General features: G+C 40.5%; 14 protein-coding genes. 12 read left to right on the top strand and 2 right to left on the bottom strand.

The window, feature by feature from the left end; translation table 11 throughout:
• Positions 1-82: 82 nt before the first annotated feature.
• The 8 genes from EAH57_RS07495 (at position 83) to EAH57_RS07460 (ending at position 9270) form a co-directional block, all read left to right on the top strand.
• Positions 83-1369 carry an NAD(P)/FAD-dependent oxidoreductase gene (locus EAH57_RS07495; protein WP_121929518.1) on the top strand — a complete coding sequence of 429 codons (1287 nt, stop codon included), beginning with the start codon at positions 83-85 and terminating at the stop codon, positions 1367-1369.
• 121 nt (positions 1370-1490) lie between these two features.
• Positions 1491-1973 (top strand): FKBP-type peptidyl-prolyl cis-trans isomerase, encoded by a 483-nt coding sequence (locus EAH57_RS07490; protein WP_004670404.1) that lies wholly within the window; start codon positions 1491-1493, stop codon positions 1971-1973.
• 120 nt (positions 1974-2093) lie between these two features.
• Entirely contained in the window at positions 2094-3539 is a 1446-nt protein-coding gene (locus EAH57_RS07485) for a cryptochrome/photolyase family protein (RefSeq protein ID WP_121929517.1), read from the top strand.
• 104 nt (positions 3540-3643) lie between these two features.
• Complete coding sequence (locus tag EAH57_RS07480; RefSeq protein WP_034595601.1) at positions 3644-4396, top strand: hypothetical protein; 753 nt, start codon at positions 3644-3646, stop codon at positions 4394-4396.
• A complete protein-coding gene (locus EAH57_RS07475; RefSeq protein WP_121929516.1) occupies positions 4396-5301 on the top strand; it encodes a hypothetical protein in 906 nt (301 codons plus the stop codon). The genes EAH57_RS07480 and EAH57_RS07475 overlap by 1 nt, the downstream gene beginning before the upstream one ends.
• Positions 5288-6538, top strand: coding sequence for a glycosyltransferase family 2 protein (locus tag EAH57_RS07470; RefSeq protein WP_121929515.1), 1251 nt, complete (start codon positions 5288-5290; stop codon positions 6536-6538). The genes EAH57_RS07475 and EAH57_RS07470 overlap by 14 nt, the downstream gene beginning before the upstream one ends.
• Position 6539: 1 nt before the next feature.
• The gene (locus tag EAH57_RS07465; RefSeq protein WP_121929514.1) at positions 6540-8387 is read left to right on the top strand and encodes a hypothetical protein; all 1848 of its coding nucleotides are present in this window, start codon (positions 6540-6542) and stop codon (positions 8385-8387) included.
• Positions 8365-9270: a hypothetical protein gene (locus EAH57_RS07460; RefSeq protein ID WP_121929513.1), complete on the top strand. Its 906-nt coding sequence runs from the start codon at positions 8365-8367 to the stop codon at positions 9268-9270. The genes EAH57_RS07465 and EAH57_RS07460 overlap by 23 nt, the downstream gene beginning before the upstream one ends.
• On the opposite strand, the gene wecB is transcribed toward EAH57_RS07460, so the two are convergent.
• Both wecB and EAH57_RS07450 read right to left on the bottom strand, forming a co-directional pair.
• Positions 9267-10394 (bottom strand): non-hydrolyzing UDP-N-acetylglucosamine 2-epimerase, encoded by a 1128-nt coding sequence (gene wecB / locus EAH57_RS07455; protein ID WP_121929512.1) that lies wholly within the window; start codon positions 10392-10394, stop codon positions 9267-9269. The genes EAH57_RS07460 and wecB overlap by 4 nt on opposite strands.
• Positions 10395-10396: 2 nt before the next feature.
• Positions 10397-11611, bottom strand: a complete 1215-nt coding sequence (locus EAH57_RS07450) for a tetratricopeptide repeat protein (protein ID WP_121929511.1) — start codon at positions 11609-11611, stop codon at positions 10397-10399.
• A 243-nt stretch (positions 11612-11854) separates the two neighbouring features.
• Between EAH57_RS07450 and EAH57_RS07445 the strand changes: the two genes are divergently transcribed.
• The 4 genes from EAH57_RS07445 to cydB all read left to right on the top strand — a co-directional run bounded on the left by EAH57_RS07445 (position 11855) and on the right by cydB (position 15774).
• Positions 11855-12556, top strand: a complete 702-nt coding sequence (locus tag EAH57_RS07445) for a VIT1/CCC1 transporter family protein (protein WP_121929510.1) — start codon at positions 11855-11857, stop codon at positions 12554-12556.
• 175 nt (positions 12557-12731) lie between these two features.
• Positions 12732-13181 (top strand): DUF2946 family protein, encoded by a 450-nt coding sequence (locus tag EAH57_RS07440; RefSeq protein ID WP_171407410.1) that lies wholly within the window; start codon positions 12732-12734, stop codon positions 13179-13181.
• 153 nt (positions 13182-13334) lie between these two features.
• A complete protein-coding gene (locus tag EAH57_RS07435; protein ID WP_005197855.1) occupies positions 13335-14768 on the top strand; it encodes a cytochrome ubiquinol oxidase subunit I in 1434 nt (477 codons plus the stop codon).
• 1 nt (position 14769) lies between these two features.
• The gene (gene cydB, locus EAH57_RS07430; RefSeq protein WP_121929508.1) at positions 14770-15774 is read left to right on the top strand and encodes a cytochrome d ubiquinol oxidase subunit II; all 1005 of its coding nucleotides are present in this window, start codon (positions 14770-14772) and stop codon (positions 15772-15774) included.
• Positions 15775-15849 lie beyond the last annotated feature (75 nt).

The following is a 15849-nucleotide window of genomic DNA, read 5'->3' as shown; positions in this document are numbered from 1 at the left end:
ATTTTATCAAGATTAACCATACACAAATAAAAAAAGGATGGCATAATCCCCCCATCCTTTCACAAAAATAATCAGGTTAATCATGAGCAAAACCTTACATCATATCGTGATTGTGGGCGGTGGCGCAGGTGGTTTAGAGCTTGCAACACAACTCGGTGAACGTTTTGGTCGACGTAACAAAGCTAAAATTACTTTAGTCGATCAGAACCTGACCCATATCTGGAAACCGCTCCTTCACGAAATCGCCGCTGGCTCAATCAACCCTCACGAAGAACAAACCAATTATTTTGCTCACGCAGAAAAGCATCACTTTGAATTTGTGCTTGGTACTTTAATTGAGGTTAATAAAGATCAAAAACAAATTACCCTCGCTCCCCCTCAGCTTTCCAAAGAACATACCCCACAAATTCAAAGCTTAAGTTATGACACTTTGGTACTGGCTGTAGGTTCGGTCTCCAATGATTTTGGTACTGAAGGCGTTCGTGAATATTGTCATTTCCTAGACAGTCGTCAACAAGCAGACATTTTCCAACAAGATTTATTCCACCTTTATATCGAAGCGCAAAATCAACCCAATGACCGCGCCTTGAATATTGGAATCGTTGGTGCAGGCGCGACTGGTGTTGAATTGGCAGCAGAGCTGATTGAAACCACCAAGAACTTTTATCGCTATGGATTAAAGAAAATTAATCCGAAGCAAGTCAAAATCACCTTAATCGAAGCATCTGATCGCATCTTACCTGCACTCAATGAGAAAACAGCAGCGCATAGCGCCAAGCAACTCAAGAAAATGGGCATCGAGGTTCTGACGGAGCACAAAGTACAAAAAGTAGATCAGTCTAATGTCTACTTTAGTAATGGGCATGTTTTGCATTCGGATATTACGGTATGGGCGGCTGGCGTGAAAGCACCTAAAATTCTAGAGTCATTTACTGATTTTAAACGTGACAAAATTAACCGTTTAATGGTCTATGCGACCTTACAGACGTATTCTGATCCAAACGTGTTCGCATTTGGTGATTGTGCACATTGTCAGTTAGATGCGCGTCAACCACCTTTGGGACCACGTGCGCAAGTGGCAAGCCAACAAGCGACTTTCTTGGTCGATGCATTAGCAGCACGGTTATCAGGCTCGCCTCAACCAATGTTTATCTTTAACGACAAAGGATCGCTGGTTTCTTTAAGCCGCAATCAAGCTGTTGGAGAATTGTTGGGTGATGTCAGTGTGCAAGGTTTTATTGCCAAAACCATGTATGTTTCTTTGTATCGACTACACCAAGCCAATATTCATGGTTATACCCAAGCAGGGATGCTCACCATGAAAGATTTGCTCACGAGACGTGTCCGTCCAAAAATTAAACTATATTGAGTTGAAATTTTTAATTTCGTGCATATTTATAACGAAATCGTTTCAAAAAGTGGAAAATGGTCTACAAAAACGATTTTTCACTTTATGATATATACCTAAATTAATGACATGGATTAAAAACATGACTGCTATTGCAAATAACCACGTGGTTTTATTCCACTACACTTTAACAAACGCTGAGGGTGAAACACTTGATAAATCTCAAGGTGAACCACTTGCATATTTGCACGGCGCAGGCAATATCATTCCTGGTTTAGAAAATGCACTTACAGGTAAAACTGTTGGCGAAAAATTCACAGTAAACGTTCCAGCTGCGGAAGGTTACGGTGAATACAACCCTGACCTCGTGCAAGAAGTTCCAGCTCAAATGTTCCAAGGTGTAGACAACATCCAACCGGGTATGCAATTCCAAGCTCAAACTGATGACGGCGTACAGATCGTAACAGTTAAAGCGATTGAAGGTGACAACATTTTAGTTGATGCAAACTTCCCGCTTGCAGGTCAAGACCTTACTTTTGAAGTTGAAATCGTAGAAATTCGTGATGCTTCTCAAGAAGAATTAGATCACGGTCACGTACACGGTGCAGGTGGTCATCACCACTAATTCATTTATGAATTAGCACTACAAAAAGCAAAGCCTCGGCTTTGCTTTTTTTTCACATTCACTTTTATAAAATAAGAAAAACACCTTACCTCTTCTAATAAATTGAGTGGTTCTTACTTTATGCAAAGCGATTATCAACTGATTTGGTTTCGCCAAGATCTCAGAATTCATGATCATGCTGCCCTTTGGCATGCTACACAAACAGGACCTACGATTGCTCTGGTGATCTTGTCACCTGAACAATGGCAACTGCATGATGATGCCCCGATTAAAATTGAGTTTTACTTACGCCAACTCAAACAGCTAAAACAAGCGCTTACTGCGTTAAATATTCCACTGATCACAGTTACAGTGCCACACTGGCAAGATATCCCTAAATTCTTCGAAAATTTATCTCAGCATCTTCATTTTCAACATATATATACCAATATTGAACTCGGCGTAAATGAGTTAAAACGTGATCATGACACTCAAGCCTTGTTAAATCGGCATAAAAAAGATCTTATTCTACTCAATGACCGCACGCTTTTCCCTGTCGCTTCGATACGTAATCAATCAAATTTACCTTATCAAGTCTTTGGTGCATTCAAAAAAACCTGCTATCAGCGTTTACAACATGGGTTACCCCAATGTTATCCGTTGCCTGAGACTCAACCCCAAATTAGCTGTGATCTTTCGTCACTGCAAGAAACAGATATTGAAGCATTACAACAACACTACGCGGCAAAAATTCCTCAGCCATGCATAGAAAATTGGAAAATCGGTGAAGCATACGCACTGCATTTACTCGATCAATTTATGGATGAAAAATTGATCAACTATAAAAATGAACGTGACTTACCTGCCCAAGCAGGAACCAGTCAACTCTCGGCGTATATGAATATCGGCATCATCTCAATCCGCCAATGTATTCAGGCCTTATTTCGCCAACAACAAGGTGATTTTATTATCCAATCAGAAGGTCAACAAACATGGCTGGATGAGTTGTTATGGCGCGAGTTTTATCAACATATTCTGTTTGATTTCCCCAAAGTTTCGAAACATTTGCCGTTTAAATCCTCCACCCAAAATATTGGCTGGCGTGATGATCCAATTGGACTGGAAAAATGGCAACAAGGACAAACAGGCATTCCAATTGTTGATGCAGGTATGCGTCAATTACTCGCCACAGGTTGGATGCACAATCGAGTCCGCATGATTTGTGCCATGTTCTTAAGCAAGAATTTACTGATTGATTGGCGTAAGGGCGAACAATGGTTTATGCAACATCTGATTGATGGCGATTTGGCTGCCAATAATGGTGGATGGCAATGGTGTGCATCCACAGGTACAGATGCGGTGCCCTATTTCCGTATCTTCAATCCAGTCAGCCAATCGCAAAAATTTGATCCACAAGGAGATTATATTCGCAAATGGCTGCCTGAGCTTGCTGATTTAGATGACAAATCCATCCATGAACCTTATGCTAAAAATGCAGTTAAAAGCTTAAATTATCCAGCGCCAATCGTCGATTTAAAAACCAGTCGTGTCCGTGCAATCGAAACATTCAAAGCATATCTGCATTAGGCGAAGGAAATGACAACAAGCCCTAATAACAGAAAAACTATCGTAATAACCAAAAATTAATGATAATTTGATCACAAAACATGCTGAATAAAACTAAAATTACTATGCAGAAGAATCCCGCCCCAGCACTGCTCTTATGGATTATCTCCGCTCAAGTTTTTATGGGTATAGTCGCTTACGAGTGGTTGCCAGCAAGTTATCGTGGCAGTTGGATCTTCCTGTTGATCCTTGTTATCGCGGGTGCATACTTAACTGTTGGAAAAGCGCTGATACTGGGCTTGGTCATGTTTGTTTCGATTGCGGTCTATTTCTTTTTAGATCTGGCCAATCAAACCTATATTGAACGTCAACTTTTACTCTTATTTGTAGCACCGATCGCCCCCATTTTTTTAAGTGCCATACGTCATAATATTAAAAATGCATTGGCTAGCTATCGTGCAATCCAAAGTTATGACCGAAATTATCAACATGACATTTTACCACTCACTGCACTGAAGCACTTTCAAGATCAGCTTAAAAAGTTATTGCAACTGACTCATAAAAACCATTATGAAGTGATCAGTATCAAAATTACCAATACCATACTGATTCGAGAAATGTTGGGTGAAGATATCTGGAAAGAAACTCAAAATAAGATCATGGCGATATTATCGACTGAACGAGACAGTGTGATTTATCATTTTATTAATGAAGAACTCAGCGAAATTAAAAGTATTGTTATCCATGAAGAAAACAATATGGATAATTCTCATCCCCTTTTTATTCAACAACTACAAGAACTCACCGTCTTAAAACTGAAAATTGAACAACACACTGAGTACCTTTCTCAATTCAAACCAGCCAGAGAGGTACCCTGATGTCCGTACTTCTTAATATTTGTGGTTTGCTTATTGCAACCGAACATGTTCCAGACACAACCTTACAACAGTTTTATCAGCAGTATTACCATTGCGCCATCCAATCGGCAAAAACTGAATTAAATTCACAAGTTCAAGCTCCTGAAGCGGTTACACAACTATTTCCCCACCCAGAAACGTGGTGGCCAATTTTTACCGCTGATCAATTACAGTCTGAGAGTTTCAAACAATTAATTGATAAAGGCGTCAAACCCGGTGTCATTCTGCCAGATGATTATTTTAGTATCATTGAATATTATAAAATTAAAAAAGCAGTCAATGAAGGTGCTATTCCGATTGCACTCTTTCAAATGCGGCATGCAAAATATTTTGCCTCAAAAGCAACATTTTCAACTGCACTCGGACTCAGACCTTTAGCAGCACTGATCGAAACAGGTTGGGATGAAAACCTGATTGCTCAACCCGCAGGTAATTATATTATTCAATCAGACGATCCGAATAAATTGTCTATTCCTGCACGTAAAGTTCAGCACCATCAACATTTTTTTTATCAAGCCACGACCAACACATCACAAACCACTGGCTATCAAATTCTTATTAACCCGCCGGCAGACATACCTATAACCAATATCGAATATCCTCAATTAGGCATATCATGGAACTTTAATAAGATTAAATATACCAGTACACCCACAGGTGTCGAAACTAACATCTTCGGCTATTTCATGATTGCGGTAAGTACCGTCGTAATTCCACTGGACTATTTATTGTCACTCCACTTTCCTAGCCTACTCAGTAGCTTTGGAAGTTCGATCTCATGGGCTTCGGTGTTGCTAGGTGGCACACTACTGCTCATTTTGAGCATTGCCATGATTCGAAGGAGGAGAATACATGCTCGCAATTGATATTCTGTTCTTATTCGGCTTTCTTGGGATCTGGATTCCACAGGCGTTTTGGGCATGGTTGAGTTACCAAGCGTGGAAATACTCAAAAAATGCAGCCAAAGAGCTAGAAAACTTACCCATTCCAGCCGAATGGCCGATGTTGAGTGTGCTTATTCCAGCTTATAACGAAGGTGTGGTGATTGAAGACACCCTACATGCTATTGCGCAGCAAGACTATCCCGCACATGCTTATGAAGTTTTATTGATCAATGATGGCTCTAAAGACGATACGCTTGAAATTGCTGAACGCATGGCAGCCATTTATCCGTGTATTAAGATTGTCAATGTACCAAAAGGTATGGGTGGAAAAGGCAAATCTCGAACACTGAACAATGGTTTACCACATGCCAAAGGTGAACTTATCATTGTTTATGATGCAGACAGTACGCCTGAACCAGACTGTGTACGCCTACTCGCCCAAACCTTACTTGCTGATAAAAAACTAGTTGCGGTAAATGGCAAAGTACGTACCCGTAATTGGCGCGATAGTATTTTAACTCGCTTTATTGCGATTGAATTTATTTTCTTTCAATGGATCTTCCAAGGAGGTCGTTGGCAACGCTTTGAACTTTCAACCCTCATGGGAACCAACTATGTAATTTGGCGTGATGCCTTAGAAACCCTTGGTGGTTTTGATGAAAAATCATTGGTTGATGATACCGAGATGAGTTTCCGAATCTTTCTCGGTCAAAGACGAATTAAATGGGTACCCTATGCTGTAGGTTGGCAACAAGATCCACCTTCTTTGAGCGTTTTCATCAAACAACGATCACGCTGGACTCAAGGCAACTTCTATGTCACCAGTAAATATTTACCAATCGCTTTAAGAAAGCCTTTTCCGATTGGCATCGAAATTTTTAACAACATCATGTGCTATGTGTTATTCGTTCCCGCACTGATTTGGAGTCACATCACCCTGACCTTAGGCTTACTCGGTATTGCAGGTATTACTTTACCTGGACCCTTTACCTTGTTATGGGCGTTATCGTTTTGCTTGTATGTGGCACAGATGTGGTTCACCTTATCTTTAGAACGAGCAAAACCTCAACTATATTTCTTCGCAGTTTTATCTTACGTGACCTATTCACAAATATTCTTATTTATCGTATTTAAAGCGGCTTATGACATGCTGAAAAATAAGATACAAGGCAATTCACTACAGTGGTATAAAACTGAACGTAGCAAGGAGAGAAAATAAAATGAAAAAAAACCGATTAAATCATCCCATTTTCAAAACATTATTAGCAAGTGCAGCCCTCTCTTTGCCTGTATTTACTTTTGCAGATACATTGAATACGTGGACATTTGACAATATTAACACGTCCAACAAATACACCATTGAGCCACATTTCTTTTATGTCGGTAAGGGTTCTGAATGGCAAAGTATTCGTTTTAGCAGTGACTATTCAACAGAACATTACACCACTTTATTAGTGAAATATGATGATAAGCTCATATATAACACTCAACTCAACGGATCGGGCGAAATCAGCTTTGATATCCCCGCAGCACCAAGTGGCTTTCATCGTTTAGATTTTATTATACAACAGTATTCTCCCCGAACATCCCCAGCAGCAGATCGAACCACCTTTTGTAGTGAGGATGTTGACCAAGTCACCTATTTGAGCAATTCAAGAATTGATTACACCCGACATCGCCCACTTTATCATTTAAAAGAATTACCTGATGCCTTATTTAACCCACAAGTGGTGCGTCCAATGCCGTTTATCGGTGTGCTCAAATACAATCCAGCCAATTTAAACGAAGCTTCAATGCTCGGGCGTTTAATGAGTGCATGGGGTTCTGTTACACCAGTCAAATGGTATGAGCAAAACCCACCCGATGGTGAAAATGCAGATTTTTTGATTGAGATTTCTAAATCAGCAACGCCATTGCCAAATGGCAGCTTAGTACAACTCAGCGCTCAAAATGACGTTCCTATTTTAAGTATCCAATATGATCAAGCTAAAAAGTTAGAGTCCGCAATTAATGGATTATTAAATCCTCACTATTTGCAACAACTGAATACTTCATCCACCTTTCTAACTGATAAACTTGCTGCTCCAACTTGGGCCAAAATTAAACAAATTAAAACGCTGGCTGATCTTGGTATTAGTGATTTTCGTTTAAATCAAGCTGAAAAAAATCTTTTCCTTACATTCCCTGCTGTTTGGCAACCCACTGATATTTTACAAGGTCAGATTGCGCTTCGGGTTCAAAGTGGTTTATTAGAAGGTTCAAATATTACCACGTGGATCGATGGCGGACTGGCTGGAAGTCTAAAAACGGCTGACTTAGATTCAGACCCAGTCAATCGACAATTTAACTATTTTGCAAAGACAATTTCCAATAACACAACCTTTAGTATGAAGTTGGAAAACTCTGTGATCGTCAATTCACAATGTTTACCGACAGCAAAAGGTTCTTTATGGATTGATACAAAGAAATCGACGGTTAAATTACCGCATAAACTGAAAAATGGGGTTGCATCACTATCCATGACCTTCGCAACACACCCAACAATTGCGATTGATGGTCAGCCCGGAAGTTTGGAAATCGCAATGATCGTAAGCCAAGTCGCCAAAAAAATGCTGATGACCAATGATCCAGTTCCATTAAATTTTGTTAAATTCGACCCTGCGAAACCAGAACTGATTAATGTCCACGTCAACCCGAATATCTATCGCCAACAAATCTTAATGCATAAAGATATGGTTTATCTTCCTGCCGCAACGCATGGATTTTTAGTCAGTGTCAATGATCAACGTTTTGATATCCTGACTGATTCAATTAATGGCGCTCAGAATTTCACTCAACATTGGGAAAAGATTCAACGAGATATTCCAAACAATGCCAGTAAAATATTGGTGACTGAAAATGGTCAAGTGTTTACCTTACAGAAAATTATTGTAGGAAATCAGAAAGTACCTTTGGTTCAACAATCCTCTTTCTTTATTTTGGTTTCTATTATCTCTGCTATTATGATTCTCATCATCTTGCTCTGGTACTGGCGAAAAAAACCAAATGCTAAAAATAAGAGTGAATAATTTAAAACGTATCATTGCTTTAACCATATCAGTACTCATACTTTTGGGAGGTTGCATGCATCTGATTCAATCAGAAACGCAGCCTCCACACATTGAAGGAATGTTTTGGCAGCCTGATTTAAAAACAACGCCCCCTACAGGAAATTGGGATTTATTGGGTGTATCAACCTTTGTTCCCCAATGGTCTGTTGTACAAACCAAATCTTGGTTCGATCATGATATCGGTTTCACCAAATGGGAAAAAAACATCAACCTTAAACAGCTCAATCAAAATCCATGGGCAGAAAATATTATATTGGGCTTGGCTGGCGAATATGAAGAAAAACTAGCGCGCTCTAAAGTGGTTCAACTTGCAGCAAACTCTCAACAAATTATTGATAAAACCCAAACAATTCCTTTGAAAGGATATTACTTTCCAGTCGAAGCTGATCCAACTTGGCTCGGTGTAGGGATTTTAGGACAAGCTTTGAGCACCCTCCCCAAACCACTTTGGGTCAGCATCTATAGTGCTGAAGCTATGCCAGAACACTTGGATGTATGGCTGAAAAGTTGGTTACCTGAGCAAACTCACGTATTCTTTCAAGACGGTGTTGGTGTGGGCACGCGCTCACCCCAACAAGCTAGAATAATACTAGATGGCTTACAACAAGAATTCGGACAAGAAAAAGTAATTATTGTTTTAGAAGCCTTTCGCGCCACCAAAAACGGAAAGTTTCGTTCAGCCTATCCTTGGGAAATCATTGAGCAGTTGAAAGCCTACGAAGGACAAAAAGTTTATATCTTTGACGGCCCACATTATATGAACCGTATGACCGTCTATGTCGTGGCATGGTGGTATAAACTCAAATACGGTTCAAGTGCAAAAGCGAAATCACCGCATTAACCCTGAGCAATTTGATCCAAAATTCGCTGTGATGCTTTCCCATCACCAAACGGATTCGGCACATTCGCCATACTTGCATAATGTGCTTGATCTGAAAGTAATTTTTCAGCTTCTGCGATGATTTTCGCTTGATCTGTGCCGACTAAAATGCCTGCCCCCACTTGAACCACTTCAGGACGCTCGGTAGTTTCTCGCAAAATAAGCACTGGCTTGTTAAACGAAGGGCTTTCTTCTTGTAAGCCACCTGAATCTGTCAAAATAAACGCGGCACGATCAATCACCGCAAGTAGACTTGGATAGTCTAATGGTTTGACGAGATGAACCTGTGCATGGTGAGAAAATTTACCATGGACTACATCATGTACTGCCGGATTTAAATGCACTGGCCAAACAAAATGAACATCAGGATAGTGTTGTGCTAAATATTCAACCGCATGACAAATATTTTCAATGCCTTCGCCAAAATTTTCACGACGATGCGCTGTGATCAATACAATCCGCGCATTTTCTGGAAAGACCAAACCGTGCTGCTGTAAGTGATCTTGTTGCGTGACTTGTTGATGAATCAACGCACGCCCCAGATAAACTGCATCAACAACGGTATTGCCTGTTACGGTTATGCTCTCTGCTGAAATATGTTCCTGTAACAGGTTTTGTTTGGACTGTTCCGTTGGCGCGAAATGCCATTTGGTGATTCTTGAGACCAATTGGCGATTTCCTTCCTCAGGAAATGGATGATCTAAATCATAAGAACGTAACCCAGCTTCCACATGTGCCACAGGTATTTTCATAGAAAATGCGACCAATCCAGCCGATAAAACTGTAGTGGTATCGCCTTGAATCACAATTGCATCACGATGTTGCCCGTCATTAAAAATCCCTTCTAATTGACTCAAACCTTGAATCAATAATTGGTTTAGACTTTGTCCAGCATTCATCATTTTTAATCGGTGATCTATTTTAATTTGAAAGAACTCAATCGCATCACGTACCAATTCATCATGCTGTCCCGTAAAAATCACTTCGACTTGAAAACGCTCATCTTGTTGAGCCAGCAAAATGACGGGGGCAAGTTTGATCAGTTCAGGACGAGTACCAAATACAATCGAAATCAGTTTTTTCATGATTAGAAATCCTTATAAAATACAAGTTCGGTACGTGTGTTGTTATAGCGATCTTGACCATTGGCTAAGGCATCTTTGAGATAATGCCCATATAGCCGTTCTACTCGTAATTTTACTGGCACATAATTAAAGGGTTGCCAAGCCACTCCCGCACCATACTCAAATAAATTATTATAATTTTCACCCTTGGAGTCGGCTAATGCATGCAGTTTGGCATAAGTCTGTACTGTACCTGTGTCACCACGATAAACATTAAAGCCCGAACGCAATCTCAAATCAGCGATCACGTTATAATCCTCACGCGAGTAACTTGCGACATTGCCATACAGATCGGTAAAATAATCATTCCAAATACTGCGTTGCGCTAGGCTTTGATCGGAATACCATTCCTGATAACCAGTTACACCACCAACCACACTTTCGCGAAACCTATCCCGATTGCGGTCAATCAAATCATAACTACCGCCAACTTCTAAATAAGCTCGAATCGGTACTGATACCCAAGGCTGATAATTGGCACCGATACCAACAGTCGCTGCATTTTCATCAATGATTTCTGGGCGGACACCACCTTTAGATTTTGTGTCACGGTTAAGATTCACAAAACCATAGACTTGTGCACGACCATTATCCAAGTTACGCCCATAACGCATTTTTAGAGGAAAAATGAAGTCGTCATAGCGGGACTCATAAGATGGTGCAAAATAAATATCTTTGAATACAGGTTTGACTGCCCCACCACTTAAGTTTTGTACCGCTTGCTGTGCTTTAGTCGCGATATCGGCATCACTGGATGTGGTTAAACTTTTGAAAATTGACAACGCTTCCTTATTATTTTTTTGTTGATTGAGTAAATAAGCCTGTTGTAATTTGAGTTGGTCATCTTGCGGTGCAAGCTGTGATGCTTGACGTACACTTTGTAAAGCTTCATCTTGCTTATTCAAACGAATTTGTAAATAGGTCAGACTTTTCCACACTTTGATATCTTGTGACGTCAGTTGTGCAAGCTCCAGTAAGATTTTTTCTGCCTGCTCAGGCTGACTTTGTTCAATTTTATAAAAACTGTCCCAACGGTCATAGATTGGATTGCCTGGCTTATAAGCAGCATCCCCCTCTTTGACAAAATCAGACTCGGCACTCATCACCTGCTGTATCGGGAATAAAAGACCCAACATAAACAAGGTATGACTCAGCAGCTTAATTTTTGATTTTTTCATCGCAGATCTCAACTCAGAATACCGATATAGAATGTTAGGAAAGGTCAATTCAACTCAATTTATAATGTTATGTTATTCACATATTATAACTAAATCATCGTTATCGAATGGTTAAAATAAGTTATTTTATAAGCAAGTTAAGTGGATGAATCATTGATAAAAATCAATATCTATAACTCAAAAATGAGCCGATGCTCTATTTTTTTGTATTCAAAATTAAATGAAATGTAAATAGAGAACATTATGACTTTTTCACACCATGCTGAACCTCATGCGATACAACGTTCTGGCTGGCTTCGTGCGGCAGTACTTGGTGCAAATGACGGGATTATTTCTGTTACCAGTTTAGTCATGGGCATGGCAGCCAGTGGCGCGCATTCTCAGACGCTCTTAGTTACATGTATCGCTGGACTGATTGCGGGTGCAACCTCAATGGCAGCAGGTGAATATGTGTCGGTTAAATCTCAAGAAGATATTGAAAAAGCGGACTTAAAATTTGAAGCAAAAGAATTAAAAAAGAACCCTGAAGCCGAATTAAATGAGTTAACACAAATATATATAATGCGAGGATTAGAGCCTGAACTGGCGCACCAAGTCGCAACACAACTGACTGCACATGACGCCTTAGGCGCACATGCCAGAGATGAAATCGGCATCCATGAAAATACAGCAGCCAATCCGATTCAAGCAGCGCTCTCATCTGCTGCCGCTTTTTCTTGTGGCGCAGCACTTCCAATGTTCGCGATATTGCTCAGTGCTGAAGCTTATATTTCACAGACAGTCATGCTCACGGGGATTTTATCTCTCGCGTTATTGGGTGCAATGTCAGGATATATAGCCAACACCTCAATACTCAAGAGTAGCCTACGCATTACACTGTGGGGAATTCTCGCTATGTTATTTTCTAGTTGGGTCGGTTCTCTATTCAATGTGCAGACCCTTTAGAGATGCTTGCTTTTTGAAATCCGAGTGGATGTATAAGAATTAATTTACGGCGGAATAAAGCTTTTTCTATCGTTTGGTAGTATGATCAGAGATTACTGAATGATCCATAATTAGTGTGAACATTCCACTAAATTCGATCCTTGCAGTTCTGAACTGACCAATGTAGAGAAGTGTTTTGATACATCGACTTGGGATATTGTTTGCATTTGCAACAATTGCATTACAGATTGCTGTTTTTCTACAGCCACTATTGCCAGAGAAATATCAAATTTCTCCTGCATGTGAGACTGTGTTGCATTTGTCATCCCAATTTAGACCTCAGCAAGATCTGCATGCGCACCACTCACACACTGAGCATAATCATCATAGCGTTGCCTCTGATCAGGTCGTTTCAAACTCAGCTAATCACGTACATCAACATGATTTCAATCATCAATGTCCATTTTGTTTTTTCTACGGACAATTGGTTGTTCCTCCAACATTAGGTATTCAAGAAGTCTTCGTTCGCTTACTGGTGCGTTATTTGCACCTACAACAAGTGTTCATCAGCTTCTTCTTTTCTTTACAACGCCTATTTCTTATTCCCCAAGGCCGTGCCCCACCGCTTGCTTTTTCAGCTATTTAGTTTGTCAAAAATTACTTATTGAGAAAGTGAGTTATATATGCTTTATCGAATTTCTTTTGCTATCTTTCAGCAAGAGCCAGCGATATACATCGCTAAAAAAATACAGTGTTTAGATGATATTCAACAGACTCCCTCTGTACTGGAGAATTCGCTATGGACTTAGGTTTAACTGCATTAGAACTGGCACGTATCCAGTTCGCTTTTACTGTTTCATTTCATATTATTTTTCCTGCCACCTCTATTGGACTGGCTTGTTTTCTAGCGGTTTTAGAATGGAAATGGCTAAAAAGCCACGATCCAATTTACAAAGATTTATATAAGTACTGGCTTAAAATCTTCGCCGTCACTTTTGGTATGGGCGTGGTTTCAGGTGTGGTGATGAGCTATCAGTTCGGCACCAACTGGAGTGAGTTCTCCCGTATTTCAGGAAGTATCACAGGGCCATTACTGACCTATGAAGTGCTTTCGGCTTTTTTCCTCGAAGCTGGATTCCTCGGCATCATGTTATTTGGCTGGGGGCGAGTCAGTGAAAAAGCGCATTTCTTTGCGACGCTAATGGTAGCCATCGGTACATGTATCTCAATGTTCTGGATATTATCCTCCAATAGCTGGATGCAAACACCACAAGGCTTTGCGATTGAAAATGGCATCATCGTTCCTACAGATTGGTTTGCGATTGTCTTTAATCCGTCATTCCCATACCGTTTTGCACACATGGCAGTGGCTGCATTTCTTGTTTCTGCATTAGTTGTGGCTGCTACGGCTGCTTGGCACTTACTTCGTGGTCGCCGTGATGCATTGGTCAAAAAATCGTTTTCAATGGCGATGTGGATGATCTTATTTGCTGCACCAGCACAAGTGGTGATTGGTGATCATCACGGTTTAAATACTTTGAAATATCAACCTGCAAAACTCGCTGCGATGGAAGGACACTGGGAAACCAATGTCAATGAACCTATGCCGCTTTACCTTTTTGGTATCCCTGATATGCAAGCAGAGACCACCAAATATGCGGTGGGTATCCCCTATTTGGGTAGCTTGATTCTTACACATAGTCTCGATGGCGAAGTCAAAGGTTTAAAAGAATTTGCTCCTGAAGATCGACCAAACTCAACGTTGGTGTTTTGGAGTTTCCGTATCATGGTGGGTCTAGGCACACTGATGGTTTTATTGGCGCTTGTGGGGTTAATCCTACGTAGAAAAGATCAAATTTATGAGAAAAAATGGTTTCATAAATTTGCTCTGATCATGGGACCAACGGGCTATATCGCTTTATTGGCAGGCTGGTTTACCACTGAATTAGGTCGTCAACCATGGGTGGTTTATGGTGTTTTACGGACTAAAGATGCCTTATCCAGTGTTTCTGCTGAACAAGTTGGACTCACGCTGATTATCTTTGTAGTGGTCTATACCATCGTCTTTGGTACAGGTATTTACTACATCCTCAAGCTAATGCACAAAGGTCCTCAGTTTATCGATACACCAATACCAGAGACAGGAGGCGTTGGACATTTTAAAACTCCAATGCGCCCTTTAAGCGCTGTTGATGACAGTCTTGAAAACAAAGATCAAGGCAAAGGAGAATAACATGTTGGATATTTCTCTCATTTGGGCAATGATCATTGCCTTTGGTGTATTGATCTATGTGGTGCTCGATGGTTTTGATCTCGGTATCGGCATTTTGTTCCCTTTTATAAAAGGAAAACAAGAACGAGACGTAATGATGAATACCGTTGCACCTGTTTGGGATGGCAATGAAACATGGATGGTGTTAGGCGGTGCAGGTTTGTTCGCTGCGTTTCCAATCGTTTACGCCACTGTTTTATCCGCACTATATATGCCAATTACCTTAATGGTGATTGCCTTAATCTTTAGAGGTGTTGCATTTGAGTTTCGTTTCAAAGCCAATCGTTCTAAAGCACTTTGGGATATGGCCTTTATCTGGGGTTCAACCTTGGCAAGTTTCTTCCAAGGTGTCATTTTAGGTGCTTATATTCAGGGCTTAAAAACTGAGAATGGTATATACGTCGGTGGCGGTTTAGACTGGCTGACTCCTTTTGCACTGTTTACGGGTTTCGGTGTGGTAGTGATGTATGCAGCTTTAGGTTGTGGCTGGCTCATCCTGAAAACAGATCAGGAATTGCAAAACAAAATGTACAACCTGATGCCAAAACTGATCTTCACCCTATTGGCTATTTTCGTTGCCGTCAGCTTGTACACGCCTTATAGTCAGCCAGCAATCGCTGAAAAATGGTTTGCTTTACCGCAATTGCTTTATTTTAGTCCTGTTCCAATTTTAGTAATCGCCTTTACGTTCCTAGCATGGCGTGCCTGTGTAAAACGAAGTGAATATAAACCTTTTGTTTATACCCTCATGCTGATGTTTCTTGCTTACTCAGGTTTTGTCATCAGTCTTTGGCCATACATCATCCCGCCGTCGGTCACGATATGGGAAGCTGCTGCGCCAAGAAATAGTCAGCTATTTTCCTTAGTTGGTGCAGGCATTATGATTCCAATCATCTTGGTCTACACCTTTTGGGGTTACTGGATTTTTAGAGACAAAGTTCGTATTGGTGACGACGGCTATCATTGAGGTGAAGTCAAATGAAAAAATCACAAATCAAATGGTTCATTGGCTTGTGGCTGGTTGGCTTTTTAGGGTTAGCGA

Origin of the sequence: Acinetobacter sp. 2JN-4, from assembly GCF_003687745.1 — a bacterium.
In the GTDB taxonomy this organism is placed as follows: domain Bacteria; phylum Pseudomonadota; class Gammaproteobacteria; order Pseudomonadales; family Moraxellaceae; genus Acinetobacter; species Acinetobacter halotolerans.
This window is presented reverse-complemented; position numbering and strand designations above follow the sequence as displayed.

Coding starts and splice junctions, on each gene's coding strand:
- EAH57_RS07495 (WP_121929518.1), top strand. CDS start 83: ATGAGCAAAACCTTACATCATATCGTGATTGTGGGCGGTGGCGCAGGT.
- EAH57_RS07490 (WP_004670404.1), top strand. CDS start 1,491: ATGACTGCTATTGCAAATAACCACGTGGTTTTATTCCACTACACTTTA.
- EAH57_RS07485 (WP_121929517.1), top strand. CDS start 2,094: ATGCAAAGCGATTATCAACTGATTTGGTTTCGCCAAGATCTCAGAATT.
- EAH57_RS07480 (WP_034595601.1), top strand. CDS start 3,644: ATGCAGAAGAATCCCGCCCCAGCACTGCTCTTATGGATTATCTCCGCT.
- EAH57_RS07475 (WP_121929516.1), top strand. CDS start 4,396: ATGTCCGTACTTCTTAATATTTGTGGTTTGCTTATTGCAACCGAACAT.
- EAH57_RS07470 (WP_121929515.1), top strand. CDS start 5,288: ATGCTCGCAATTGATATTCTGTTCTTATTCGGCTTTCTTGGGATCTGG.
- EAH57_RS07465 (WP_121929514.1), top strand. CDS start 6,540: ATGAAAAAAAACCGATTAAATCATCCCATTTTCAAAACATTATTAGCA.
- EAH57_RS07460 (WP_121929513.1), top strand. CDS start 8,365: ATGCTAAAAATAAGAGTGAATAATTTAAAACGTATCATTGCTTTAACC.
- wecB (WP_121929512.1), bottom strand. CDS start 10,394: ATGAAAAAACTGATTTCGATTGTATTTGGTACTCGTCCTGAACTGATC.
- EAH57_RS07450 (WP_121929511.1), bottom strand. CDS start 11,611: ATGAAAAAATCAAAAATTAAGCTGCTGAGTCATACCTTGTTTATGTTG.
- EAH57_RS07445 (WP_121929510.1), top strand. CDS start 11,855: ATGACTTTTTCACACCATGCTGAACCTCATGCGATACAACGTTCTGGC.
- EAH57_RS07435 (WP_005197855.1), top strand. CDS start 13,335: ATGGACTTAGGTTTAACTGCATTAGAACTGGCACGTATCCAGTTCGCT.
- cydB (WP_121929508.1), top strand. CDS start 14,770: ATGTTGGATATTTCTCTCATTTGGGCAATGATCATTGCCTTTGGTGTA.